Source organism: Streptomyces kunmingensis (genome assembly GCF_039533535.1).
Taxonomy (GTDB): Bacteria; Actinomycetota; Actinomycetes; order Streptomycetales; family Streptomycetaceae; genus Streptomyces; species Streptomyces kunmingensis.
In genome coordinates, this window is record NZ_BAAATS010000002.1 from 521,361 (window position 1) to 543,117 (window position 21,757).

Genomic DNA, 21,757 nt, shown 5'->3' on the forward strand with positions numbered 1-21,757 from the left:
GGGCGAGCGTACCCGCTGCGGGAGCCCTCACGACGTGGCCTTGACCTCACCGAAACCTACGGATCCGGCCAGGAACCGGCCCGGATCCGGCTTGGACCCGACTTGGACCCGTCTGTCCGTCCGGTCAGCCGGCCCGCCTGTGCTGCTTGGCCCGGGATCGTTTCTCCACGTACATCCGCTGGTCAGCGGAGCGCAGCACTTCCTCCGCCGTCATCCCGCAGTGCGCCCAGCCGATGCCGAAACTGGCCCCCACCCGCACCGCCCGGCCATCGACACGGATCGGCGGAATGATGGCGTTCCGCAACCGGACGGCGAGATCCTCGGCGTCCGCGCGGCCGAGCCCGTCGGCCAGGACCACGAACTCGTCACCGCCGAGCCGGGCGACCGTGTCCCCGTCCCGAACGCCGCTGGTCAGCCGGCGGGCGACCTCGATGAGCACCGCGTCACCCGCGTTGTGCCCGAACCGGTCGTTGATCGACTTGAAGCCGTCGAGGTCGCAGAAGAGGACGGCGAGCCCCTTCGTGCCGTCGTCGACCCCCGTCACCTCGCCGTCGGGGCCCTCCGGTGCGATGAGGTGCACATGGTGGTCGAAGCCGTCGAAGCCCTCGTACAGGCCGGACTGGGGCGGGACGGGCAGCGGGGAGCCGTAGTCGAAGCCGTGTCCGGCCGGCCCGGCGGCGTGCTGCGGGCCCGTGCTCTGGGCGCGGTGGTCCCCGTAGGCCGCGTCGAGCGAGTCGACGGCGCTCGGCCTGCCGGTGTCCTGCGGGCGCCGGCACAGCCGGGCGGAGAGCCGGGCGCGCAGCTCCGCCGAGTTCGGCAGGCCGGTGAGGGAGTCGTGCGAGGCGCGGTGGGCGAGCTGGAGCTCGCGGCGCTTGCGCTCCTCGATGTCCTCGACGTGCGTGAGCAGGAAACGGGGCCCGTCGGCGGCGTCGGCCACCACCGAGTTGCGCAGACTGACCCAGACGTACGTGCCGTCGCGCCGCGCGAGCCGCAGCTCGGCCCGGCCGCCCTCGGCGGAGGTCCGCAGCAGGGTGCCTATGTCCTCCGCGTGCACGAGGTCGGAGAAGGAGTAGCGGCGCATCGCGGAGGCGGGGCGGCCCAGGAGGCGGCACAGCGCGTCGTTCGTCCGCAGGATCCGGCCGTGCTGGTCGCCGCCCATCTCGGCGACGGCCATGCCGGAGGGCGCGTACTCGAAGGCCTGGCGGAAGCTTTCCTCACTGGCGCGCAGGGCCTGCTGCTCGCGCTCCAGACGCACGAGGGCGCGCTGCATGTTGGCCCGCAGGCGGGCGTTGCTGATCGCGATGGCCGCCTGGAACGCGTACATCTGCAACGCCTCGCGGCCCCAGGCACCCGGCCTTCGTCCGTTGCGCGGGCGGTCCACCGAGATCACGCCGAGCAATTCGCCGCCGGAGGCGCCGGTCGCGTACATGGGGGCGAAGAGGCGGTCGGAGGGGTGCCACTCGTCGTCGAAGCGGGGCGGGGGGCCGTCGGTGAACCACTGCGGCACGTCGTCCTCGTCGAGGACCCAGCCCTCGGTGTACGGGATGAAGCGCAGCTCGCCCCAGGCCTCGCCCATGGCCAGCCGGCGGTCCCAGGAGTCGCGGGAGCCGACGCGGCCGGTGATGAGGGCCTCCGCCGCGGAGTTCCCGGCGAAGGCGGCGACGACCAGGTCGCCGTCGGGGCGGACGAGATTGACACAGGCCAGCTCGTAACCGAGCCCGTTGACCACACCGTCCGCGACCGTCTGCAGTGTGTCGGCCAGACTGCGGGCGGTGTTCATGTCCGCCATCACCTGGTGCAGCTGATGCAGGGTCGCAAGACGGACGTAGGGCTCCGACTCGGTCTCCATGCTCAGTTCTCCCCGAGACCTCGACAGCACTCCAGAATTCTGATCGGCTCTCTGCGCGTACGTGCGTGAGCACGCTCATCTCGCATATCAACGTCACCGCCACTGAATCACAGCGAGCTGCCCACCCGGTACACAGGGTCAACAAAATATGGCTCCTGTGACTCAAGTCACAGGAGTTGAGGGAGGGTTGGAAGAGGATTTCGGGGGCACTCGGAGTGCTCGCCCGGTGCGAGAAACGGGAGGTTACCACCTCGGCGGGGCATATCCGGCGGGCCTTCACGGGTGCGCGCCGAGTGCGTCGCGGGTCCTAGGACCGTTCTCGGCCATCGGTCCGATGTGGGACGCACGGGGGCGGGGCTAGCGTCTGAAGGGTGTTGAAGACTCCCCCTGCCACGCCTGCCGTTCCCTCCCCCCACGTCCCGCCCGCCGACTCGCTCTCCGGGCATGCTGAGGGGGTGAGCACCGACGAATTCCGCGCCGCCCTGTCCCGTCTCGCCGCGGGTGTCGTCCTGCTGACCGCGCACGAGGCCGCGCTCGACCCCGACGGGCCCGCCGGGGAGGACGCGGGGATGACGGCCACGTCCTTCATGTCCGTCTCCCTGGACCCGCCCCTCGTCCTGGTGTCGATCCGCAACGGGTCCCGCATGGACGATCTCCTCGACGAACAGCCCCTGTGGGCGGTGTCACTGCTCTCGGAGTCGCAGAGCCATATCGCTGGGCGCTTCGCCATGAAGGGGCGGATCAGCGACCGGCTGCTGTTCGAGGACATCCCGTACGTACGGGGTGCCCACACGGGGGCTCCGCTGGTGGGCGGGGCGCTGGCGACGCTGGAGTGCCGGACGGAGCAGTTGGTGCCGGCGGGCGACCATACGCTGGTCATCGGGCGGGTCCTGAGCGCGGCTCTGCCGAGCGCTGACGGGGGGCCCCTGACGTATTTCCGCGGCCGCTACCGGCACTTGGGCTGACGCCGGGGCGGGCCTCGATCGTGCGCCGGGTCCCACCCGCGTCCCGGGTCTCCACCTGTCGCTCGAGCGCGGCGTCCGTCGTGGTTGCTCGCGCCGTTCCCCGCGCCCCTGAGGTGATCGGCCGACCGCGCGTCCGTCGTGGTTGCTCGCGCCGTTCCCCGCGCCCCTGAGGTGATCGGCCGACCGCGCGTCCGTCGTGGTTGCTCGCGCCGTTCCCCGCGCCCCTGAGATGCGCACTTCGTGCGCCATCTCATAGGGCGCCCTCATGAGGTGCGCCCTCATGGGTGCGCCCTCGTGAGGCTGCGGCGGAGCCGTATGTCTCAGGGGCGCGGGGAACTGCGCGAGAAGCCCCACGCGCACGCGGCCAGCGACTCACGCAAGGGGACTGCCGGCGAAGCCGCATCCCCCAGGGGCGCGGGGAACCGCGCGAGCAACCACGACGTGCGCCGCACCCGGCGACGGACCGGACACCCCGGCAGGGGGACTGGTGGGCGGCACCCCCGTGACCGCCTACCAGTCCCGCGCGGAGCGCCCCCGTTTGGTCTCGGACCGGGCCTTCTTCTCCCGCAACCGCCGCTCATTGATCCCGCGAGGAATCCGCGTGGGACGCCGCGCCTTCGGCGGCGCCGCCGAGGCCTCCGCCAGCAGCGCCGCGAGGCGAACCGCCGCCGTCTCCCGATTGCGCCACTGCGACCGGTGCTCGGAGGCCCGCACGGAGACGACCCCGTCCACCAGACGCGACGCGAGCCGCTCGAGCGCCCGCGCCTTCCACACCTCGGGCAGCGCCTTCGTGGCGGCCAGATCGAACCGCAGCTCCACCTGCGAGTCACTGGTGTTCACATGCTGCCCGCCCGGCCCGGACGACCGCGAGAAACGCCAAAGAAGCTCGGCCTCCGGAAGGACGACCGAACCGCGGATGGGATAAGGACCGGACATGTGTCCATGGTCGCGCGCCCGTACGGCATCCGTCACCCCGTTTTCCTCCGGCCGGGGACCTGGGTAAAGAAAGTAAAGAGAGCTGGAACCTCGGGTCCCCCCTTCGCGTTCATAGGGGTACGAGTAGCTTCGGCTACGCACGTACACCGCGCAGCAGCGCATTTACGAGGGAAGGGACTCCCGCAATGGCAGTAAGCCTGTCCAAGGGTGGCAACGTCTCGCTGACCAAGGAGGCTCCGGGCCTGACCGCCGTCACCGTGGGCCTCGGCTGGGACGTCCGCACCACCACCGGCACCGACTTCGACCTCGATGCCTCCGCGATCGCGGTGAACCCGCAGGGCAAGGTCTACTCGGACGGTCACTTCGTCTTCTTCAACAACAAGCAGACGCCGGACCAGTCCATCGTGCACACCGGCGACAACCGCTCCGGTGAGGGCGAGGGCGACGACGAGGCGATCAACGTGAACCTGGCGGCGCTGCCCGCCGACGTCGACAAGATCGTCTTCCCGGTCTCGATCTACGACGCCGAGAGCCGCTCGCAGAACTTCGGCCAGGTGCGCAACGCGTACATCCGCATCGTGAACCAGGCGGGCGGCACCGAGATCGCCCGCTACGACCTCTCCGAGGACGCGGCGACGGAGACGGCGATGGTCTTCGGCGAGCTGTACCGGAACGGGGCGGAGTGGAAGTTCCGCGCCGTGGGCCAGGGCTACGCCTCGGGCCTCACCGGCATCGCGCAGGACTTCGGCGTCAACGTCTGAGACTGATGTCCGGCTCCGCTTCGAGAAGCTGAGCCGCGCTGAGCTGAGCTGAGCTGAGCTGAGCTGAGCTGACAGAACGGGCCCCGGGCACGCCATTCAAGGCGCCGCCGGGGCCCGTTCCGCCGTTCCACGCCACCCCGGCGCTCCGAGCCTCCCCCTGCTCCGCCCTACCCCGGCGCTCCGAGCCGCCCGCGCACCACCGCCGCACCGCGTCAAAGGCTCCCGCGGCCCGGCTTCCCGTCCCCGTACAGCCACACTTTCCAGACGCCCGCGAGGGCCTCCGCCCTGCCCGGGTTCTTCTTCTCGACGTACGCCGTGAAGTCGTCGGTGTCCGCGTTGCCGTGTTTGTGGTCGGCGGCCCAACTTTGCAGCAGCGCACGGAATTTCGCGTCGCCGATCACCCTCCGCACCTTGTGCAGGACCATCGCGCCCCGCTGATAGACGGGCGCGTCCGAGATCTGCGCGGCGGTGGGCGGGACGGCGGGCGGGAAGGCCCAGACGCCGTCGCCCCGCGGGCGTTCGCAGACCGCGTCGAAGGCCTCCTGGGCCGTGGCGCCGCCGTGCTCTTCGGCCCACAGCCACTCCGCGTACGTGGCGAACCCCTCGTTGAGCCACATGTCCCGCCACGACTCCGGCGTGACCGAGTCGCCGTACCACTGGTGCGCCAACTCGTGGACGAGAGTGGTGAGATCGGGTGCGCCGGGGAAGACGGGCCGGTTCTGCGTCTCCAGGGCGTACTCGGCGTCGCCCTCGCGGTCGATGATCGCCCCGGTGGAGGAGAACGGGTACGTGCCGAACGTCTCCGTCTCCCAGTCGATCACCTCGGGAAGGCGGGCGAGGACCTTCGCGCTCGCCTTCGCCGCGGCCGGGCCGGCCGCGGTGTCGACCGCCGTGTACACGGGCAGGCCGGACGGGGTCGTCGACCTCTTCGTCTCGAACTTCCCGATGGCAACGGTCGCAAGGTAACTCGCCATGGGCTGCGCGACCCGCCAGGAGAAGGTGGTGCGCCGGCCGTCGCCGGACGGCCGCTCGCTCCTCAGCTCCCCGTTGGAGACCGCCTGTACGCCCTTGGGGACGGTGACCGTGATGTCGTACGTCGCCTTGTCGGAGGGGTGGTGGTTGCCGGGGAACCACGCCATGGAACCGGTGGGTTCGCCGAGGCCGAGCGCGCCGTCGGCGGTGCGCAGCCAGCCCTCGTGCGAACCGTCCGGGTCGGTGATCGTGACGGGTTCGCCGGAGTAGCGGACGGTGGTGCGGAACGTGCTGCCCTCGGACAGTTCGTCGTGCGGGCGGACCTTCAGCTCCTGCCCGGCGCGGCTGCCCACGGCCGGCTGCCCGTCGACGGTGACCTCGTCCACCGTCAGCCCCTTGAGGTCGAGGTCGAAGGCGCTGAGGTCCTGGCCGGCCGTGGCGGTGATGTCGGCCCGGCCGGTGAGGTGGTGCGTGCCCGGGTCGTAGGCGAGATCGAGGGCGTAGTGGGTGACGTCGTAGCCACCGTTGCCCATCTTGCCGAAGTACGGGTCGCGCAGACCCGCGGCGCCCGGGGTGCCGTGCACCCCGCCCGAGCAGGCGGGCACGGCGACGAGGACCGCCAGGAGCGAGCGGGCGAGGAGGGGGCGGGGGGTGCGCACCTCGTGATCCTATGTCCCCTTGTGTACCCGCCCACGGGCCCGGCCGGATTCAGGCGGCTCAGAGGACAGCGACGCCCAACGGCCTCTCTCCCGCGGCCAGTCGACGCGTATCGCCGCTGTCGAGATCGACGACGGTGAGCCCGTTCCAGTAGCCGTCGCGGGTGAAGCCGCCGGTGACGTAGGCCGTACGGCCGTCGGCGGAGACCGTGACGTCCTCGTGCGGCCCGTCGAGCGGGATCACCCTCTCCTTGCCGTCCGCCGAGCGGACGCTCAGGGAAGGGCCTTCGTCCCGGGCCGGGTCGATGGGGCCCGTGCCGACGACGAGGAGGGTGCCGTCGGGGGTGACCGTGGCGCCGTGCTGATGCGTGTCGGCCGTCATCCGCTCGATCGCCGAACGCCCGGTGTCCGGGTCGACGACCACCAGCTTCTCGCCCTCGAACGGGAACAGCAGCTTGCCGTCGGACGGGCGTACGGCCGCGTAGTGCGGCTTCAGCCAGGAACCGAGACCGCCCTCGGTCCCGTACGGCGCCACTTCGATGCGGCGGGTGGCGTCTTCGGCACGACCGGTGTCGCCCAGGCGGTCCGGGTCGACGACGGTGACGTCGAACGAGTCGTGACCGGTCGCGTACACCTGCTCGCCGTCCCGCGAGACATCCACGTCGAAGGGCCGGCGGCCGACGTCGGCGGAGCCGGTGACCTCGAGGCTGCGCGTGTCGACGACCTCCAGCGTGCCGTTCCCGTCGGGGACGTTGACGCCGACGTAGACATGCCCGCCGTCGGGGGCGAGGGCGATACCCATGCCGCCGCCGCGGTACTCGCCGTGCGACGGCTCGCCGAGGCCCTCCGTCTCGTACGGGACGAGGGCGGTCCGCGTACGGCTCTCGGTGTCGACGACCGCGACGCCCTCGGCGGTGGCGACCCAGGCGCGCCCGTCGTCGCCGACAGCGAGACCGTACGGGGCGGTGCCCACCTTCACGGTGTCGAACGGGCCCCTGTCCGGGCCGTCCGGGTCGACGAAGGTGACCGTGTCGGAGCCGAAGTCGGTGACGAGGAGGGTGCCGTCGGGGGTCCGGCCGGTGGAAGCCTCGCCGCTGGGTTTTTCGCTGGTGGGTTTTTCGCTGGTTGCGGTGGGGGCGGGGGCGGGGCCACTGGAACTCCGGGTCGGCCGGTCCGAGTCGTCGCTCTGCGCGGTGCAGCCGGCGAGCAGCGCCACCGTGCACGCGATCGCGGTCGAGGTCGCGGTCGCGGTCGCGTGCAGGACCGGACGGCGCTTCACCGTACGGCCCTCAGCAGACCGGCGATCTCCGTGAAACCGCGCCGCTCGGCGTGGACCAGGGCGGTGACGCCGTCGCCGTCCGGCAGGCCCGGCGTGGCGCCCGCCGTGATGAGCAGCTCGACGATCTCCTGGTGCGGGCGGCCGCCGTCGCCGAGGATGACGGCCTCCAACAGGGCGGTCCAGCCGAGGCGGTTGACGTGGTCGACGTCGATGTCGGTCTCGCGCAGGAGGGCCCGTACGTAGTCGACGTGGCCGCGTTCGGAGGCCGGGATGAGGGAGATGCCGCCGAACCGGTTGGTCACCTTCAGGTCGGGGCGGGCGGGCAGCAGGGCCCGCATCATGGCGACGCTGCCGGTGACGCCGGTGACGAGCCAGGGGCTGTCGTCGCGCTCGTCCTGGGCATCCGGATCGGCACCGGCCGCCACCAGGGCCTCGGCGGCGGCGACGTGATCGTGCAGGGCCGCGAGTAGGAGGGGGGTGCGGTGGTGGCCGTCGCGGGTCTCGACATCGGCACCGGCCGCGAGAGCGGCGCGGACCGCGTCGGCGTCACCGGCGGTGGCGGCGTCGAACAGGGCGCGGTGGGCGGGGTTACGCATGGTGTGCAGCTTCCTGTTTTTCCTGCTTGGATCCAGCCCCTCCGGCTGAGGCCAAGCCCCTCCGGCTGAAATCGAGCCCCTCCGGCGATTGAGGAGCGGGGTCCGGGGCGGAGCCCCGCGCCCCGAGCCGGGGCGCGGCCGAACCGGACTAGCGCAGAGCATCGACCCCCGCCTGGGCGAACTTCTCATCCAGGTCCCCCGACGGCGCCCCGGCCACACCGATCCCCGCAACCGGCGCCCCCTTGACGGCCACAGGCGCACCGCCCCCGAGGAACAGCGTGCCGGGAATGTCCTTCAGGGTCGGCGCCTTGTCCAGCCGCTTCACGAGCTCGGACGTCGGCGCGTTCCAGGACACGGCGGTGAACGCCTTCTTCTCGGCCGCCTCGTACGCCTGCGGACCCGCCCCGTCACCGCGCAGCGTCAGGATGGTGTTGCCGTCACGGTCGACGACGGCGACGGAGACCTTCTGGTTCTCCTTCTTGGCGGCGCCGAGCGCGGCCTCGGCGGCCTTGGTGGCCGACGCCAGCGTCAGGTGCGTGGTGCTCATGGTGGTGTTGCTCTTGGCACCGGCACCGGCGGCAGAAGCGGCGGCGGGCGCGGCCGGGGCGGAGGCGTTCGCGGACACCGTCCCGAACGTACCGGCGGCGACGGCGGCGACAACGGCGCCGCTGGTGAAGAGGGTGGAGCGGCGGGAGAGCTTCTTCATGGGGGACTCCTCGGGAGGGCGGTGTTCCTGCGGCGGGTGTTCCTGCGGCAGGTGTTCTGCTGCGGGTGTTCCTGCGGGGTGTTCCTTCTGCTTCCAGCCTGGGCCCGGGACCGGGGCAGGACCGTCGGCGTTCCGGCTGCTCACGGGCTGCCGAGCGGCCGATGCCGGGGTCATCCGATCGGTTGACCCCGGGGGCGCCGGGGCCCGCGACAATGGCAGTGTTTGCCCAGTTCGGAGCCGCCGGACCCGGCCGGAGCCGCATGGGCGTAGCGGCATGGGCGTAGCGGCATGGGCGTAGCGGCATGGGCGTAGCGGCATGGAGGCGTGGAGGAGGTGCGGAAGCCAATGGTCACGGCCAGGCCCGACAACCGACAGCGGACATCCGTCGACCCGCAGCGGACAACCGTCGACCGGCAGCGGACACCCGTCGACCGGATCGACGACAGCTACGACGCGGACAACCGCCGCCTCACCACCGTCATGCACGCCGCGTTCTTCCTGCTGCTGGCCGTCGCCCTCGCCCGCTTCCTGCTGCGCCACCCCGGCGGCGAGCGCACCCCCTGGATCATCGCGCTCTGCGCCGTACTGACACTCGTGTACGCCACCGGGCTCGCGCGCGGCATCGCGGAGCGGTCCACGACGAGGCAGCGGATCTGGCTGACGCTCGTGGTCGTCGTATGGGTGGTGCTCGTCGTGTTCGCCCCGAGTTTCGCCTGGTGCGCGGTGCCCCTCTTCTATACGGGCCTGCGGACGCTCCCGACCCGTGCCGCGCTCGTCCTGGTGACGCTGCTGACCGGCCTGGTGATCGCCGCCCAGCTGCGGCTGGCCGGCCGCTGGGACCCGGACCTGGTCCTCGGCCCGCCCGCGGTCGTCGTGATCGCCACGGCCGTCTTCCTCCAGATGCAGCGGCAGGGTGTACGGCAGCGCGCCCTCATCGACGACCTGATCCGCACCCGGCGTGAACTCGCCGCCGCCGAGCGCCGCGAGGGCACCCTCGCCGAGCGTCAGCGCCTCTCCATGGAGATCCACGACACCCTCGCGCAGGGCCTGTCCAGCCAGCAGATGCTGCTCCAGGCGGCCGAGCGGGTGTGGGAGTCCGACCCCGGCAAGGCCCGCGCGCATGTCCGCACCGCCGAGTCGGTCGCCGAGCACAATCTGACCGAGGCCCGCCGGTTCGTGCACGACCTGGCCCCCGCCGACCTGGCCCGGGGTCTGGAGGAGGCGCTGCGGGCCGTTGCCGCGCGGGAGTCCGGCGAGCGTCTGACGGTCCGCGTCCACCTCGACCCCGTGCCGCAGCTTCCCGACCGGGTCCAGTCGGCCCTGCTGCGGATCGCGCAGGGGGCGCTGGCCAACGTACGGGAGCACTCCGGTGCCGCCGGTGCCGCGCTGACGCTCACGCTGCTCGACGATCAGGTCGTTCTGGATGTCGCCGACGACGGGCGGGGGTTCGACCCGGAGTCGCTGCCCGAATCGCCGTCCGGGGTACGGGGTCATGGGGTTCCGGCGATCCGGGCGCGGGTCCGCCAGCTCGGCGGCACCCTCACCATCGAGTCGTCCCCCGGCGAGGGCACGGTCCTCTCGGCAGCCATCCCCTTGGTACCCGGGGTCCAGTGAACGGCGGCGGGTTCACGCGTACGCACATCCACCACCGGACCGGCGCTCACCTCACCCCCCGGGGCTCCGCCCCGGCCCCCGCTGCTCAATCGCCGCAGGGGCTGGAGGTTCCCTCAAGGGGCGCGGGGAACTGCGCAGTCCTTCCGGGGGCGCGGGGAACGGCGCGATCTTTCAGGGGCGCGGGGAACGGCGCGATCTTTTAGGGGCGCGGGGAACTGCGCAAACCTCAGCCTCAGCCCACCCGCACCCCTCAGAAACCCAGCCCCAGACCCCCCAACAACCAACCACCCCGCACATTACGGAGGCCCCCACAAATGACCGGCCCACGCTCCGCGAACCCCGTCCGGATCCTCCTCTGCGACGACCACGTAGTGATCCGCGCCGGCCTCCAGGCCCTACTGGACAGCGCCGACGACATCGAGGTCGTCGGCGAAGCGGGCACCGGCGAGGAAGCCCTGGCCCTGGCCGCCAAAATCACCCCGGACGTGGTCCTGATGGACCTCCAGCTCGGCACCGGCATCGACGGAGTGGAGACGACCCGCCGCCTCACCTCGGGCCCGGGAAAGAACCCGCACGTCCTCGTCCTGACGACGTACGACACCGACGCCGACATCACCCGCGCCATCGAGGCGGGAGCCACCGGCTACCTGCTCAAGGCCGAACGCCCGGAGGAACTGTTCGCCGCGATCCAGGCCGCCGCCCAGGGCCGTACGGCACTCTCGGCTCCGGTCGCCGGCCGCGTCATGGCCAATATGCGCAAACCGCGGCCCACCCTCACCGACCGCGAACGCGACATCCTCGCGCAGCTCGCGCACGGCCTGGGGAACCGGGAGATCGCCAAGGCCCTGTTCATCAGCGAGGCCACGGTCAAGACCCACCTCGGCCGGATCTACGACAAGCTCGGCGTGGACACCCGGGCGGGCGCGGTCGCCGTAGCGAACGAACAGCGCCTGCTGCCGTAAAGGCCGACGTCCGAGCCCCAGCCGGACGCCCCACTCCGGGCACCCCGCACCGGGCAGCCCACACCGGACGCCCCACACCGGGCACCCCGCACCGGGCGCCCCGCTCCGGACGCCCCGCTCCGGACGCCCCGCACCGTACGCCCCCTCCGGACAACCCCCTCCAACGTGACACCATCCCTACGTGCTCGACATCGGTTACGCCCTCTCCCGCCGCTTCCCGGACCCCCCGCAGACGGACTACCGCCGCGCGGACGTCCACGCGCTGCGCCACGACCTGTTCTGCGGTGACGTGTACCTGGCCGACACGAAGGCGGACCGGGAACTGTCCACAGCCTGGGGATGGGTCCCCGTCCTCGACTTCGCCTGGGCGCTGTGCGACATCGTGGAGCAGCTGGCCCGCGACCCGCGCGGCAGCCGCAGCGCCACCCCGCAGTACGCGGACCTGGACTTCACCGAGTCCACGGACCGCATGCTGTTCGAGCGCCGCTTCGGCTGGGTCGACGTGGAGGCCGACTGGATGCCGGGCCACGAGCCCCCGCTGACGTTCTCCCACACCGAACTGCGCCGCGAGGCAAGGGACTTCCTCCACGACCTCATCGCCGACCTCAGCGACATGCACGAGGACCTGGCGGAGAACCCGGCGATCTGGGACCTCCAGTCCCGCTTCCCCCGAGTCCCCGAAAAGCGCTAGCCCCCACCCCCGGCTCTCCCCGCTACCCCACCACCCGCACCCCCAACTGCGCCGCGAACGCCGGTGCCAGATCGAAGAGCTGGGGCGGGGAGATCACCGCCCCGCCCAGCCGGTCCACACCCCGCGCGATCCCCAGCTCGGCCGCGCCGCGCAGGTCGACGTCCGTCATCGTCACGCCGGTGAGATCCGCCCCCTTGACCACACACCCGGGGAACTCCACCCGCTCCAGGCGCGCACCCCCGAAGTCCGGCTCGACCAGCACGCAGCCGTCGAACACGACATCCTTCAGCCGCGCCTTGCGCAGATTCAGGTAGTCGATCTTGCCGCCCCGGAAGACGACCCGCTCCAGAACGCCCCCGTGCAACTGCACCCCGCCGAGCCGCGCGTCCGTCACCTCCACGTCCCGCAGCGTCGCCTCCGAGAGGTCCGTACCCACGCCGCGGATGCCGGCCAGCGTCGAGTCCAGGATCCGCGCACGCCGCAGCTCCGTCCCGTCGAAGCCGCACGCGCGCACGGAACAGTCCATGAACCGTGCCCCGGCCCCCTCCTGGCCCGCCAGATCCGCCCCGCTGAACTCCAGCCCGTCATAATCCCCGTCCGGCTCCAGCCGCCCGCCCTCCTCCCAGGGCACCAGCGGAGGCAGCCGCACCTCCGGCCGCCGCGCCTGCTTCACCTTCGCCGCCCCGCCACTCCTGTCTGCCATGCCCCCATGCTGCCCGCCCCCACTGACAATCCCGCAGCACCCCCGTACCGGCCGGACCTTGACCTCAAGCGCGCTTGAGGTCAAACACTGACCCCGCGACCGACCACGTACAGACGGCCCGACCTCCGCAACGCCTCACGGCCTCACAGCCACCCAGCCGCAACGCCACACAGCCGCAAGCTGTACAGCCGCACCGCCGCACAGTCGCACCACCACGCCGCCCCAGGGGAGCCCCCATGCACGCCATCCGACTCCACGCCTTCGGCCCCGCCGAGAACCTCACCCACGAGAAGACCGAGGACCCCGAACCCGGCCCCGGCCAGGTCCGTATCGCGGTCGAGGCCGCGGGCGTGCACCTGCTCGACACCGCGCTCCGCACCGGCATGCAGGGCCCGCTGCCCCGCCTCCCCGACCTGCCCACCATCCCCGGCCGCGAGGTAGCCGGCACCGTCGACGCGCTCGGCGCGGGCACCGACCCGGCCTGGCTCGGCAGGAAGGTGGTCGCCCACCTCGGTTTCGCCCCCGGAGGCTACGCCGAACTCGCCGTGACGGACGCCGCCCGCCTCCACGAGATCCCGCCCAACCTCGACGCCGCGCAGGCCGTCGCCATGATCGGCACGGGCCGCACCACCGTAGGAATCCTCAACTTCACCGAGACCACCCCCGAGACGGTCGCGATCGTCCCCGCGGCGGCGGGCGGCATCGGCACCCTCCTCGTCCAGTACGTGAAGCACGCGGGCGGCACCGTCATCGGCCTGGCCGGCGGCCCGGCGAAGGCGGCCCGGGTGGCGGCGAACGGCGCCGACCTCGCCCTCGACTACAAGGACGCCGACTGGCCGGCCCGGGCGCGGGAGTACCTCGACGCCCACGGCCTGCACGCCACCGTCCTCTACGACGGCGTCGGCGGCCCTGCGGCAACCGCCGCCCTCGATCTGCTCGGCCCCGGCGGCCACCACGTCATCTTCGGCTGGTCCGACCAGGGCATCGGCGACACGGGCGGCCCCCAGCTCCTGGACGAGACCGAACGGGCCCGCCGCGGCATCGTCCAGGAAGAAGTCCTCGGCCCGGCGATGATGCGCAAGGCCGGCGGCGGCGACAACCCCGTCCGCACCCTGGAACTCGCCGCGCTCGACCTCGCGGGCCGCGGCATCCTGACCCCCGCGGTCCACCGCTTCCCCCTCGCCGACGCGGCCGCCGCCCACCACGCCCTGGAAACCCGGGGCACGACAGGCAAGGTCGTCCTGGAACCCTGACCCCCACCAGGCCCCCACGCCCTCCCCCTCACCCCGCACCCCTCACCCACCCCATCAGCCCATCAGCTCATCAACCGCACCGCGATCTCCATCCCGTCGTCCGACAACTCCCGCCCGTCCTCCACGTCCCACAGCGCGTTCTGCAGCACCCGCCCCAGCGTCCACGCCCTGGCCCGCTCGCGGTCCAGGCCCAGTACCTCCGTCATGGCGTCGAACCGCCACACCACCTCGTCCGCCTCGAACCGGTTGTCCAGCGCCGGCCACAGGTCGAACCCCGGGTCCCCGGCGAGCGGCTTCGGGTCGATGGCGAGCCACGGCTCACGCCCGCCCGCCAGCACGTTCTCGAAGTGCAGATCCCAGTGCAGCAACCGGTCCCCGGCCTCCCCCACCACCTCGCGCACCGCCGCCGCACAGGACGCCACGACACCCCGGCGCACCGGATCGGCGATCCTCGGCAACGCCCCCGGCACGTCGTCGAGCATCTGCCCCGCGATGTCCGCCAGCGTCCGCATCCCCTCCGGCGCAGGGCCCGCCGTCAACCGCGCCAGCAACTCCGCGATGACAAGGACGGCCTCCCGCGAGTCCTCCACGACGCTCAACATCCGCCCCGCGTCGAGCCGTTCGAGCAGCATCGTCCCGGTGGCCGCGTCATGGTCGAGGAGCCGTACCGCACCGTCACCGCCCCACACCCGCAGCGCGACCGGCTCCCCCGCCGTCTCCTCGTCCAGGACCTGGAACTTCACCGCCGCGGGCACCCCGTCCGCCCGCCGCACCACAGGCAGCACCAGCGCGGCCATCCCGTGCATCGCCCGCCCCTCGACCCGCAGGTCCCAGCGCTCGACGAACTCCTCGACCAGAGCCGGCAACGCGGCGATGAACGCCCGGCCCGCCTCCCCCGCGTACTCGTGCTGCGACTCGGCCAGCCCCACCGGAATGTCGATCACGCCGCCGACCCTACCGGCGTGCCTGAATCGACCATGCGCCCTTTTCTCCGTCGCCTACGGACGTCCGTGTGGTCGTACCTCCGCCGCGCCCCGGGCACGTACATCTGGCTGCTCGTCCTCTTCGTCACGACGGTCGCCCTGCACCACATGGACCCACGGTTCGAGCAGGAGTTCCTCCGCCAGCGCTCCACCAACCTGCACGAACTGTCGACGAACCCCATCCGCGTCCTCGTCTCCTCGGCCCTCTGGATCGACGGCAGCAGCTGGTGGCCGTACGCCCTCCTCTACACCGTCTTCCACGCCCGCGCCGAACACTGGCTCGGCACCCCGCGCTGGCTCGCCGTCGCCGCCGCCGCACACGTCCTGGCCACCCTGATCAGCGAAGGCGCCCTCCTCTGGGCCATCGGCAACGGCCACGCCCCCGCCTCCTCCGTCAACACCCTGGACATCGGCGTGAGTTACGCCCTCGCGGGCAGCATCGGCATCCTCACGTACCGCCTCCCACCACCCTGGCGCTACGTGTACCTCGTCGTCATCCTCACCCTCTACGGCAGCCCCCTCGCCACCGGCCGCACCTTCACCGACCTCGGCCACTTCACCTCGCTCCTCATCGGCCTCGCCTGCCACCCGCTCTGCCGCACCCACCACGAACCCCTGCCGCAAACCCGGCCCGCGCAGTAGCCTCCACCGCCATGAGCAGCGCGAACAGCACCGGCGGCGGCACGCCGGGCCCCGCCAACGGCGGCATATCGTTCTGGTACGCGGACGACGGCCTCCCCACCCCACGCGAACCCCTCACCGGCGACGCGAACGCCGACGTCGTCATCGTCGGCGGCGGATACACCGGCCTGTGGACCGCGTACTACCTCAAAAAAGCCGCCCCCTTCCTCCGCATCACCGTCCTCGAACAGAAGTTCTGCGGCTACGGGGCCTCCGGCCGCAACGGCGGCTGGCTCTACAACGGCATCGCGGGCCGCGACCGCTACGCGAAACTCCACGGCCACGACGCCGCCGTCCGCCTCCAACAGGCCATGAACGCCACGGTGACCGAAGTCATCGACGTAGCCCGCGAGGAATCCATCGACGCGGACATCCACCACGGCGGCGTCCTCGAAGTCGCGTACACCCCGGCCCAATTGGCACGCTTGCGCACCTTCCACGCCACCGAACTCACCTACGGCGAGAAGGACCGCACCCTGCACGGCGCCCGCGAGACCACCGACCGCATCCGCGTCTGTGGCGCCGTCGGCTCCACCTGGACCCCGCACGGCGCCCGCCTGCACCCCGTAAAACTCCTCAAGGGCCTGGCCCGCACGGTGGAATCCCTGGGCGTCACCCTCCACGAATCCACACCAGTGACCGAGATCAAACCCAAACACGCCATCACCCCGTACGGCACGGTCCGCGCCCCCTACATCCTCCGCTGCACCGAAGGCTTCACCGCCTCCCTCAAAGGCAACCGCCGCGCCTGGCTCCCCATGAACTCCTCCATGATCGCCACGGCCCCCCTCACCCCCGCCCAATGGGAAACCATCGGCTGGCAAGGCCGCGAAACCCTAGGCGACATGGCCCACGCCTACATGTACGCCCAGCGCACCGCCGACGACCGCATCGCCCTCGGCGGCCGGGGCCACCCCTACCGCTACGCCTCCCGCACCGACACCAACGGCCGCACCCACCCCGCGACGGTGGACTCCCTGACCCACCTCCTCACCCAGCTCTTCCCCCAACTCACCGGCGTCCCCATCACCCACACCTGGTCCGGCGTCCTGGGCGTCCCCCGCGACTGGTGCGCCACCGTCGCCCTGGACCGCACCACCGGCCTCGGCTGGGCCGGCGGCTACGTAGGCTCCGGCGTAGCCACCTCGAACCTGGCCGCCCGCACCCTCCGCGACCTGGTCCAACAGGACTCCGGCCAGTCCGGCCCCACCGACCTCACGACCCTCCCCTGGGCCAACCACAAGGTCCGCAAGTGGGAACCAGAACCCTTCCGCTGGCTCGGCGTCCACGCCCTCTACGCCACATACCGCACGGCGGACCACCGGGAACAGAGCAACCACACGGCGACGTCGTCCCGCCTGGCGAAGGCGGCCGACCGCATCACAGGCCGCCACTGACCAACGAAAAAAGCCCAGGCCACACGATGTGTGACCTGGGCTTTTACAAAGAGCCGCCTGTCGGAATCGAACCGACGACCGCAGTATTACAAGTACTGAGCTCTTCCAACTGAGCTAAGGCGGCATAGCGCACCACAACGCTGTACGCGAAGGCTCCCCTACCTTACACAGCCTCCCTCACCGCAGGCCAAGAAGTTCCCGCGCACTCCGTCGATCGAAATTCATGCGTGACCACCCGCGCACCCGTTCGTTGAACGGACAGACATGCTGTTCCGAATATCGGACTGCACGGAGGGGCGGGGGCTCATGGACGATCCGGCGGGGAAGCCGCGTTCGGTGACCGGCGCGGAGGCCAAGCGCGTCAAGCGCGAGGCGCTCGGCATCGCCGACAGCAGCAGGCCGCGCAGCCGTCCGGCCGGTCCTGAAAGCGTGGCGTGAGCACCGGGTGTCGGTGGGCTTCGCGGAGACGTGCCGGGCCCTGACGGGGTGGCGGCGGGCGGAAGGAACGTCGTGGCTGATGGAGGTGTCGTCGACGGTGTTACAGCAGCCGTTGCGGCACCTACAGGCGGCTTTCCAGGGTTTCTTCCGTGGTACGTCGAAGTATCCGAGGCGGAAGAAGAAGGGGCGGGCACGGGATTCAGCGATGTATGCGCGTACCGGTTTCAGCTGGCGCGAGGATGCGGAGCAGCCTGGGACGGGCGCCGTAAAACTCGCCTTGCAGAGTGAACCCCTGGACGTGCGGTGGTCGCGGCCGTTGCCGTCGGGTGTGCTGCCGACACGGCTGACCGTGGAGCGGGATCGGGCCGGGCGGTTCTTCGTCGCGTTTCTGGTGGAGGAAGTGATCGAGCCCCTGCCCGCGGTGTTCCTTACGGGGTCGCGGGAGCCACGGGCGGTGGGCATCGATCTGGGCCTGGCCTCCCTGGTGACGCTCGACGACGGCACGAAGACGGATCACCCACGCTTGCTGCGGCGATATGCGGCTCGCCTCAAGTCGCTACAGCGGGAGTTGCACCGTAAGGAACGCGGTTCGCGGAACCGGGAGAAGGTGCGCCAGAAGATCGCTCGGTTGTACGCCCTGATCGGTGACGTGCGCAGGGACATGCTGGATCAGCTCACCACCCGCCTCGTGCGCGAGAACCAAGTGCTCGTGGTGGAGGACCTGTCCATCGTGACCCTGACGGCTGCGGCGAAGGGTAAGGGGCGGCGGCGCAAAGCGCGGCTCAACGAGTCGATCACGGATGCTTCGTGGGGCGAATTGCTTCGGCAGCTTCGGTACAAGTGCGAGTGGTACGGGCGGACGTTGGTGGTCGTGGACCGGTTCTTCCCGTCGACGCGTCGCTGTTCGGACTGCCACACGAAGGGCCCGAAGCTGGATGTCGCCGTTCGCGCGTGGGTATGTACGGAGTGTGGTGCGGTCCACGACCGTGATGCGAACGCGGCGGTGAATCTGCGGGACGAAGGGATGCGGCTGTACTGGCTGGTGGCGTCGGCGTTGCCACCGGAGCGGGCGATCCCCTCGGTGATCAAAGCGTCTGAGCTGTCAGATGTGGTGGTGGCGGCCGCGTAGGAGCGTGGCCGGTGTGATGCGTGCGGTACGGACCGATGGGCTGTCGGCCGTCATGCCTGTGGAGCTTGCGTGAGACCGTGCGGTGCGGCGGAGAAGTTTGTTGCCCGTCGGCGGCGGGCTGTGAAGCAGGAAGCCGTGAGGCGAGGCCAAAAGGGCCCCGCTCTGCCTTCGGCACAGGTCAAAAGTTTGGCGCTCTGCTCCCTTTCTCACAGTGCAAGCCAAAAGTGCGGTGCTCTGGCCGCTCGAATATTTCGGCGGATCTCACAGTCCTCCGACTACTGACAGACCGGCTGTTCGCCAGGTACGGTCCGATCAGTTCACCCGCGTGGACTACACCAGTGCTTCATCTCGTGCTTCACCATGCTTCACGCCGCCGTGGCACAAGCCGTGGCGGCCCCACCTTTACAACGGATCGTCCGGCACGTTCCTGCCGGTGAAGGGGGCTTCACAGCCATGGCTTCTGTCACGTTCGACAAGGCGACCCGCGTGTACCCGGGTTCCACCAAGCCCGCCGTCGACGGCCTGGAGATCGAGATCGAGGACGGCGAGTTCCTCGTCCTCGTCGGCCCGTCCGGTTGCGGCAAGTCGACCTCCCTGCGCATGCTCGCGGGCCTCGAGGACGTCAACGGCGGAGCGATCCGCATCGGCGACCGCGACGTCACGCACCTGCCCCCCAAGGACCGGGACATCGCCATGGTGTTCCAGAACTACGCGCTGTACCCGCACATGTCGGTCGCCGACAACATGGGCTTCGCGCTCAAGATCGCCGGCGTCAACAAGGCGGAGATCCGGCAGAAGGTCGAGGAGGCCGCGAAGATCCTCGACCTGACCGAGTACCTGGACCGCAAGCCGAAGGCGCTCTCCGGTGGTCAGCGCCAGCGTGTGGCCATGGGCCGCGCCATCGTGCGTGAGCCCCAGGTGTTCCTCATGGACGAGCCGCTGTCGAACCTCGACGCCAAGCTCCGTGTGTCGACCCGTACGCAGATCGCCTCGCTCCAGCGCCGTCTCGGCATCACCACGGTCTACGTCACCCACGACCAGGTCGAGGCCATGACGATGGGCGACCGCGTCGCGGTCCTCAAGGACGGTCTGCTCCAGCAGGTCGACTCGCCGCGCAACATGTACGACCGCCCGGCCAACCTCTTCGTCGCCGGCTTCATCGGCTCCCCCGCCATGAACCTGGTCGAGGTCCCGATCACCGACGGCGGCGTGAAGTTCGGCAACTCGGTCGTCCCGATCAACCGTGAGGCCCTCAAGGCCGCCTCCGACAAGGGCGACACCACCGTCACGGTCGGTGTCCGCCCGGAGCACTTCGACATCGTCGAGCACGGTGGCGAGGCCGCGAAGACCCTCACGAAGGACGCCTCGGACGCCCCGGCGGGCCTCGCGGTCTCCGTCAACGTGGTGGAGGAGCTCGGCGCCGACGGTTACGTCTACGGTGCCGCGCAGGTCAACGGCGAGCACAAGGACCTGGTCGTCCGGGTCAACGGCCGCCAGGTGCCGGAGAAGGGCACCCAGCTCCACGTGGTGCCGCGTCCGGGCGAGACCCACGTGTTCTCGACCTCGACGGGCGAGCGCCTCTCCGACTGACGTACGGCCGGCGTCCGGCTGATGTCCGACTGACGTCCGGCTGACCTCCGGCTGGCATACTCGGAGCAGTTCCGATGGGCCCCGTGCTTCGGCGCGGGGCCTTTCGCGTGCGCCGCGGTGTCGACAAATACCCCGGCAAGTAAGACATATAGGCCAGTAGCGTCAACGCGTAAGCAAAGAAACCTAGTTACCCGTCCCTCGGTCGAGTGACTAAATGTCGCCAAATCATCACTGACCGCTACGCTCACTCGCGTGACGCACTCCGCTGACTACACCCAGAAGCCGCGCCGAGCCCGGGGCCAGGGCCCCGCCCGCCGCGCCGCCCGCACGCTCGCGTTCGTCCTGCCGGTGATGCTGGTGCTCTCCGGGACCCTCGCGGTCACCCGAGTCAACTGGTCCGGGAACGACGCGGACTCCATCCTCACGGCTTCCTCACAGGACGTCTCCGCGCGTGCCAAGTCGCGCGCTCCCCAGGACGTTCTGCGCGACCGTCTCCTCCAAGAGCTCCAGGAGGACGATCCCGGGATCGCGCTCACCCATCTCCAGCAGGAGGTCGACCGACGCCCCTCGCTCGCCAAGCACTGCATGTCGATCGCGAAGGCCCTGGGCCGCGCCGCGGTGCAGGCCTACGGACCGGCCCGTGCGCAGTCGTACGCGCGCCCGGTCTGCGACACGTCCTTCGCCTCGGGGGTGGCCGGCTTCCGCGCCTGAGTCCTTGAGAGCCCTCGACAGTCCGGCGGGCCGTGCGCACGTACAGTTCCGGTCATGACGACCGTTGAACCGGCCGCGCACGGCCCGCGCTCCTTTCCCCACCGCCCCACGCAGGCCGTCGTCCTGGCGGGCGGCCAGGGCTCGCGTCTGCGCCCGTACACCGACGACCGGCCGAAGCCGATGGTGGAGATCCCGGGCACCGGGACGCCGATCATCGGGCATCAGCTGAGCTGGCTCGCCGAGGAGGGTGTCACGGACGCCGTCGTCTCCTGCGGTCACCTCGCGGAGGTTCTCCAGGAGTGGCTGGACCAGGCCGATCTGCCGCTGCGGGTCACGACGGTCGTGGAGAAGGAGCCGCTGGGGCGCGGCGGCGGCCTGAAGTTCGCGGCCGAGCACCTGCCGCACCGGGACCGCCCCTGGTATGCCACGAACGGTGATATCTGGACCCGTTTCTCCCTGCGTGAGATGGCCGACTTCCATCATGAGCGCGAGGCCACGGCGACGCTGGCGCTGGCCCGGCCGCGGATCCCGTGGGGGGCCGTCGAGACGGACGCGTTCGGCCACATCACGGACTTCGTGGAGGCTCCGCCCTCCCCGTTCCTGATCAACGCGGGGCTGTATGTCTTCTCCGCCGAGTTCGCGTCGCTGCTGCCGGACGTCGGCGATCACGAGCGCACCACGTTCCCGCGGCTGGCCCGGGCCAAGCGGCTGGCGGGCTTCCCGATCCCTCAGGGCGCGTACTGGCGGGCGATCGACACGGCCAAGGACCTGAGGGAAGCCGCCAGGGAACTCGCCGCTCTGGGCCGCTGAAGCTGCCGCCTTACGTGAATGGGCCCCGCACGAATCACGTGCGGGGCCCATCGGCGTACGGGAAGGGCCCCGCAC

At 71.0% G+C, this 21,757-nt stretch carries 21 protein-coding genes and 1 tRNA gene; 13 read left to right on the plus strand and 9 right to left on the minus strand.

Annotation, left to right across the window (positions count from 1 at the left end):
* Positions 1-124 precede the first annotated feature (124 nt).
* Positions 125-1,849, minus strand: coding sequence for a diguanylate cyclase CdgB (cdgB, locus tag ABD366_RS04490; protein WP_324766014.1), 1,725 nt, complete (start codon positions 1,847-1,849; stop codon positions 125-127).
* A gap of 371 nt (positions 1,850-2,220) precedes the next feature.
* On the opposite strand from cdgB, the gene ABD366_RS04495 reads away from it, so the two are divergent.
* On the plus strand, positions 2,221-2,814 hold the full coding sequence (locus tag ABD366_RS04495; RefSeq protein WP_411293604.1) for a flavin reductase family protein: 594 nt from the start codon (positions 2,221-2,223) through the stop codon (positions 2,812-2,814).
* A gap of 510 nt (positions 2,815-3,324) precedes the next feature.
* Here ABD366_RS04495 and arfB read toward each other — a convergent pair.
* Complete coding sequence (arfB, locus tag ABD366_RS04500) at positions 3,325-3,750, minus strand: alternative ribosome rescue aminoacyl-tRNA hydrolase ArfB (RefSeq protein ID WP_324766016.1); 426 nt, start codon at positions 3,748-3,750, stop codon at positions 3,325-3,327.
* 185 nt (positions 3,751-3,935) lie between these two features.
* On the opposite strand from arfB, the gene ABD366_RS04505 reads away from it, so the two are divergent.
* Positions 3,936-4,511, plus strand: coding sequence for a TerD family protein (locus ABD366_RS04505; protein ID WP_324766017.1), 576 nt, complete (start codon positions 3,936-3,938; stop codon positions 4,509-4,511).
* Between the two features lie 212 nt (positions 4,512-4,723).
* Here ABD366_RS04505 and ABD366_RS04510 read toward each other — a convergent pair whose 3' ends face one another.
* The 4 genes from ABD366_RS04510 to ABD366_RS04525 all read right to left on the minus strand — a co-directional run bounded on the left by ABD366_RS04510 (position 4,724) and on the right by ABD366_RS04525 (position 8,720).
* On the minus strand, positions 4,724-6,142 hold the full coding sequence (locus tag ABD366_RS04510) for a M1 family metallopeptidase (RefSeq protein WP_324766018.1): 1,419 nt from the start codon (positions 6,140-6,142) through the stop codon (positions 4,724-4,726).
* A 58-nt stretch (positions 6,143-6,200) separates the two neighbouring features.
* Positions 6,201-7,418: a hypothetical protein gene (locus ABD366_RS04515; protein ID WP_411293605.1), complete on the minus strand. Its 1,218-nt coding sequence runs from the start codon at positions 7,416-7,418 to the stop codon at positions 6,201-6,203.
* Complete coding sequence (locus ABD366_RS04520) at positions 7,415-8,014, minus strand: ankyrin repeat domain-containing protein (protein WP_324766019.1); 600 nt, start codon at positions 8,012-8,014, stop codon at positions 7,415-7,417. Before ABD366_RS04520 ends, ABD366_RS04515 begins: the two co-directional genes overlap by 4 nt.
* Before the next feature lie 148 nt (positions 8,015-8,162).
* Positions 8,163-8,720 (minus strand): GlcG/HbpS family heme-binding protein, encoded by a 558-nt coding sequence (locus tag ABD366_RS04525; RefSeq protein WP_324766020.1) that lies wholly within the window; start codon positions 8,718-8,720, stop codon positions 8,163-8,165.
* Between the two features lie 480 nt (positions 8,721-9,200).
* Here ABD366_RS04525 and ABD366_RS04530 point away from each other — a divergent pair, with 480 nt between their 5' ends.
* The 3 genes from ABD366_RS04530 (at position 9,201) to ABD366_RS04540 (ending at position 11,987) form a co-directional block, all read left to right on the plus strand.
* The gene (locus tag ABD366_RS04530; RefSeq protein ID WP_324766045.1) at positions 9,201-10,334 is read left to right on the plus strand and encodes a sensor histidine kinase; all 1,134 of its coding nucleotides are present in this window, start codon (positions 9,201-9,203) and stop codon (positions 10,332-10,334) included.
* A 314-nt stretch (positions 10,335-10,648) separates the two neighbouring features.
* The gene (locus ABD366_RS04535) at positions 10,649-11,296 is read left to right on the plus strand and encodes a response regulator transcription factor (protein ID WP_324766021.1); all 648 of its coding nucleotides are present in this window, start codon (positions 10,649-10,651) and stop codon (positions 11,294-11,296) included.
* A gap of 181 nt (positions 11,297-11,477) precedes the next feature.
* Entirely contained in the window at positions 11,478-11,987 is a 510-nt protein-coding gene (locus tag ABD366_RS04540; RefSeq protein WP_324766022.1) for a hypothetical protein, read from the plus strand.
* A gap of 22 nt (positions 11,988-12,009) precedes the next feature.
* Here the strand turns inward: ABD366_RS04540 and ABD366_RS04545 are convergent, their stop codons facing one another.
* Positions 12,010-12,690: a pentapeptide repeat-containing protein gene (locus tag ABD366_RS04545; RefSeq protein ID WP_324766023.1), complete on the minus strand. Its 681-nt coding sequence runs from the start codon at positions 12,688-12,690 to the stop codon at positions 12,010-12,012.
* Positions 12,691-12,926: 236 nt separating this feature from the next.
* Between ABD366_RS04545 and ABD366_RS04550 the strand changes: the two genes are divergently transcribed.
* Complete coding sequence (locus tag ABD366_RS04550) at positions 12,927-13,943, plus strand: zinc-binding dehydrogenase (protein ID WP_324766024.1); 1,017 nt, start codon at positions 12,927-12,929, stop codon at positions 13,941-13,943.
* 62 nt (positions 13,944-14,005) lie between these two features.
* Here the strand turns inward: ABD366_RS04550 and ABD366_RS04555 are convergent, their stop codons facing one another.
* Positions 14,006-14,887: an aminoglycoside phosphotransferase family protein gene (locus ABD366_RS04555; protein WP_324766025.1), complete on the minus strand. Its 882-nt coding sequence runs from the start codon at positions 14,885-14,887 to the stop codon at positions 14,006-14,008.
* Between the two features lie 33 nt (positions 14,888-14,920).
* On the opposite strand from ABD366_RS04555, the gene ABD366_RS04560 reads away from it, so the two are divergent.
* Positions 14,921-15,568 carry a rhomboid-like protein gene (locus tag ABD366_RS04560; RefSeq protein ID WP_324766046.1) on the plus strand — a complete coding sequence of 216 codons (648 nt, stop codon included), beginning with the start codon at positions 14,921-14,923 and terminating at the stop codon, positions 15,566-15,568.
* Between the two features lie 11 nt (positions 15,569-15,579).
* Entirely contained in the window at positions 15,580-17,004 is a 1,425-nt protein-coding gene (locus ABD366_RS04565) for an NAD(P)/FAD-dependent oxidoreductase (RefSeq protein ID WP_324766026.1), read from the plus strand.
* A gap of 51 nt (positions 17,005-17,055) precedes the next feature.
* Here ABD366_RS04565 and ABD366_RS04570 read toward each other — a convergent pair.
* A tRNA-Thr gene (locus ABD366_RS04570) sits at positions 17,056-17,128 on the minus strand.
* Between the two features lie 140 nt (positions 17,129-17,268).
* On the opposite strand from ABD366_RS04570, the gene ABD366_RS04575 reads away from it, so the two are divergent.
* The 5 genes from ABD366_RS04575 (at position 17,269) to ABD366_RS04595 (ending at position 21,682) form a co-directional block, all read left to right on the plus strand.
* On the plus strand, positions 17,269-17,442 hold the full coding sequence (locus ABD366_RS04575; protein ID WP_324766027.1) for a hypothetical protein: 174 nt from the start codon (positions 17,269-17,271) through the stop codon (positions 17,440-17,442).
* Between the two features lie 13 nt (positions 17,443-17,455).
* Positions 17,456-18,571, plus strand: coding sequence for an RNA-guided endonuclease InsQ/TnpB family protein (locus tag ABD366_RS04580; protein ID WP_324766028.1), 1,116 nt, complete (start codon positions 17,456-17,458; stop codon positions 18,569-18,571).
* 453 nt (positions 18,572-19,024) lie between these two features.
* Positions 19,025-20,161 (plus strand): ABC transporter ATP-binding protein, encoded by a 1,137-nt coding sequence (locus tag ABD366_RS04585; RefSeq protein WP_324766029.1) that lies wholly within the window; start codon positions 19,025-19,027, stop codon positions 20,159-20,161.
* 252 nt (positions 20,162-20,413) lie between these two features.
* A complete protein-coding gene (locus tag ABD366_RS04590; RefSeq protein ID WP_324766030.1) occupies positions 20,414-20,872 on the plus strand; it encodes a hypothetical protein in 459 nt (152 codons plus the stop codon).
* A gap of 54 nt (positions 20,873-20,926) precedes the next feature.
* Positions 20,927-21,682 (plus strand): nucleotidyltransferase family protein, encoded by a 756-nt coding sequence (locus ABD366_RS04595; protein WP_324766031.1) that lies wholly within the window; start codon positions 20,927-20,929, stop codon positions 21,680-21,682.
* Positions 21,683-21,757: the final 75 nt, after the last annotated feature.

Bases quoted from the DNA above. Each gene is read 5' to 3' on its own strand.
- cdgB (WP_324766014.1), bottom strand. From the start codon at position 1,849: ATGGAGACCGAGTCGGAGCCCTACGTCCGTCTTGCGACCCTGCATCAG.
- arfB (WP_324766016.1), bottom strand. From the start codon at position 3,750: ATGTCCGGTCCTTATCCCATCCGCGGTTCGGTCGTCCTTCCGGAGGCC.
- ABD366_RS04505 (WP_324766017.1), top strand. From the start codon at position 3,936: ATGGCAGTAAGCCTGTCCAAGGGTGGCAACGTCTCGCTGACCAAGGAG.
- ABD366_RS04520 (WP_324766019.1), bottom strand. From the start codon at position 8,014: ATGCGTAACCCCGCCCACCGCGCCCTGTTCGACGCCGCCACCGCCGGT.
- ABD366_RS04525 (WP_324766020.1), bottom strand. From the start codon at position 8,720: ATGAAGAAGCTCTCCCGCCGCTCCACCCTCTTCACCAGCGGCGCCGTT.
- ABD366_RS04530 (WP_324766045.1), top strand. From the start codon at position 9,201: ATGCACGCCGCGTTCTTCCTGCTGCTGGCCGTCGCCCTCGCCCGCTTC.
- ABD366_RS04535 (WP_324766021.1), top strand. From the start codon at position 10,649: ATGACCGGCCCACGCTCCGCGAACCCCGTCCGGATCCTCCTCTGCGAC.
- ABD366_RS04545 (WP_324766023.1), bottom strand. From the start codon at position 12,690: ATGGCAGACAGGAGTGGCGGGGCGGCGAAGGTGAAGCAGGCGCGGCGG.
- ABD366_RS04550 (WP_324766024.1), top strand. From the start codon at position 12,927: ATGCACGCCATCCGACTCCACGCCTTCGGCCCCGCCGAGAACCTCACC.
- ABD366_RS04560 (WP_324766046.1), top strand. From the start codon at position 14,921: ATGCGCCCTTTTCTCCGTCGCCTACGGACGTCCGTGTGGTCGTACCTC.
- ABD366_RS04565 (WP_324766026.1), top strand. From the start codon at position 15,580: ATGAGCAGCGCGAACAGCACCGGCGGCGGCACGCCGGGCCCCGCCAAC.
- ABD366_RS04575 (WP_324766027.1), top strand. From the start codon at position 17,269: ATGCTGTTCCGAATATCGGACTGCACGGAGGGGCGGGGGCTCATGGAC.
- ABD366_RS04585 (WP_324766029.1), top strand. From the start codon at position 19,025: ATGGCTTCTGTCACGTTCGACAAGGCGACCCGCGTGTACCCGGGTTCC.
- ABD366_RS04595 (WP_324766031.1), top strand. From the start codon at position 20,927: ATGACGACCGTTGAACCGGCCGCGCACGGCCCGCGCTCCTTTCCCCAC.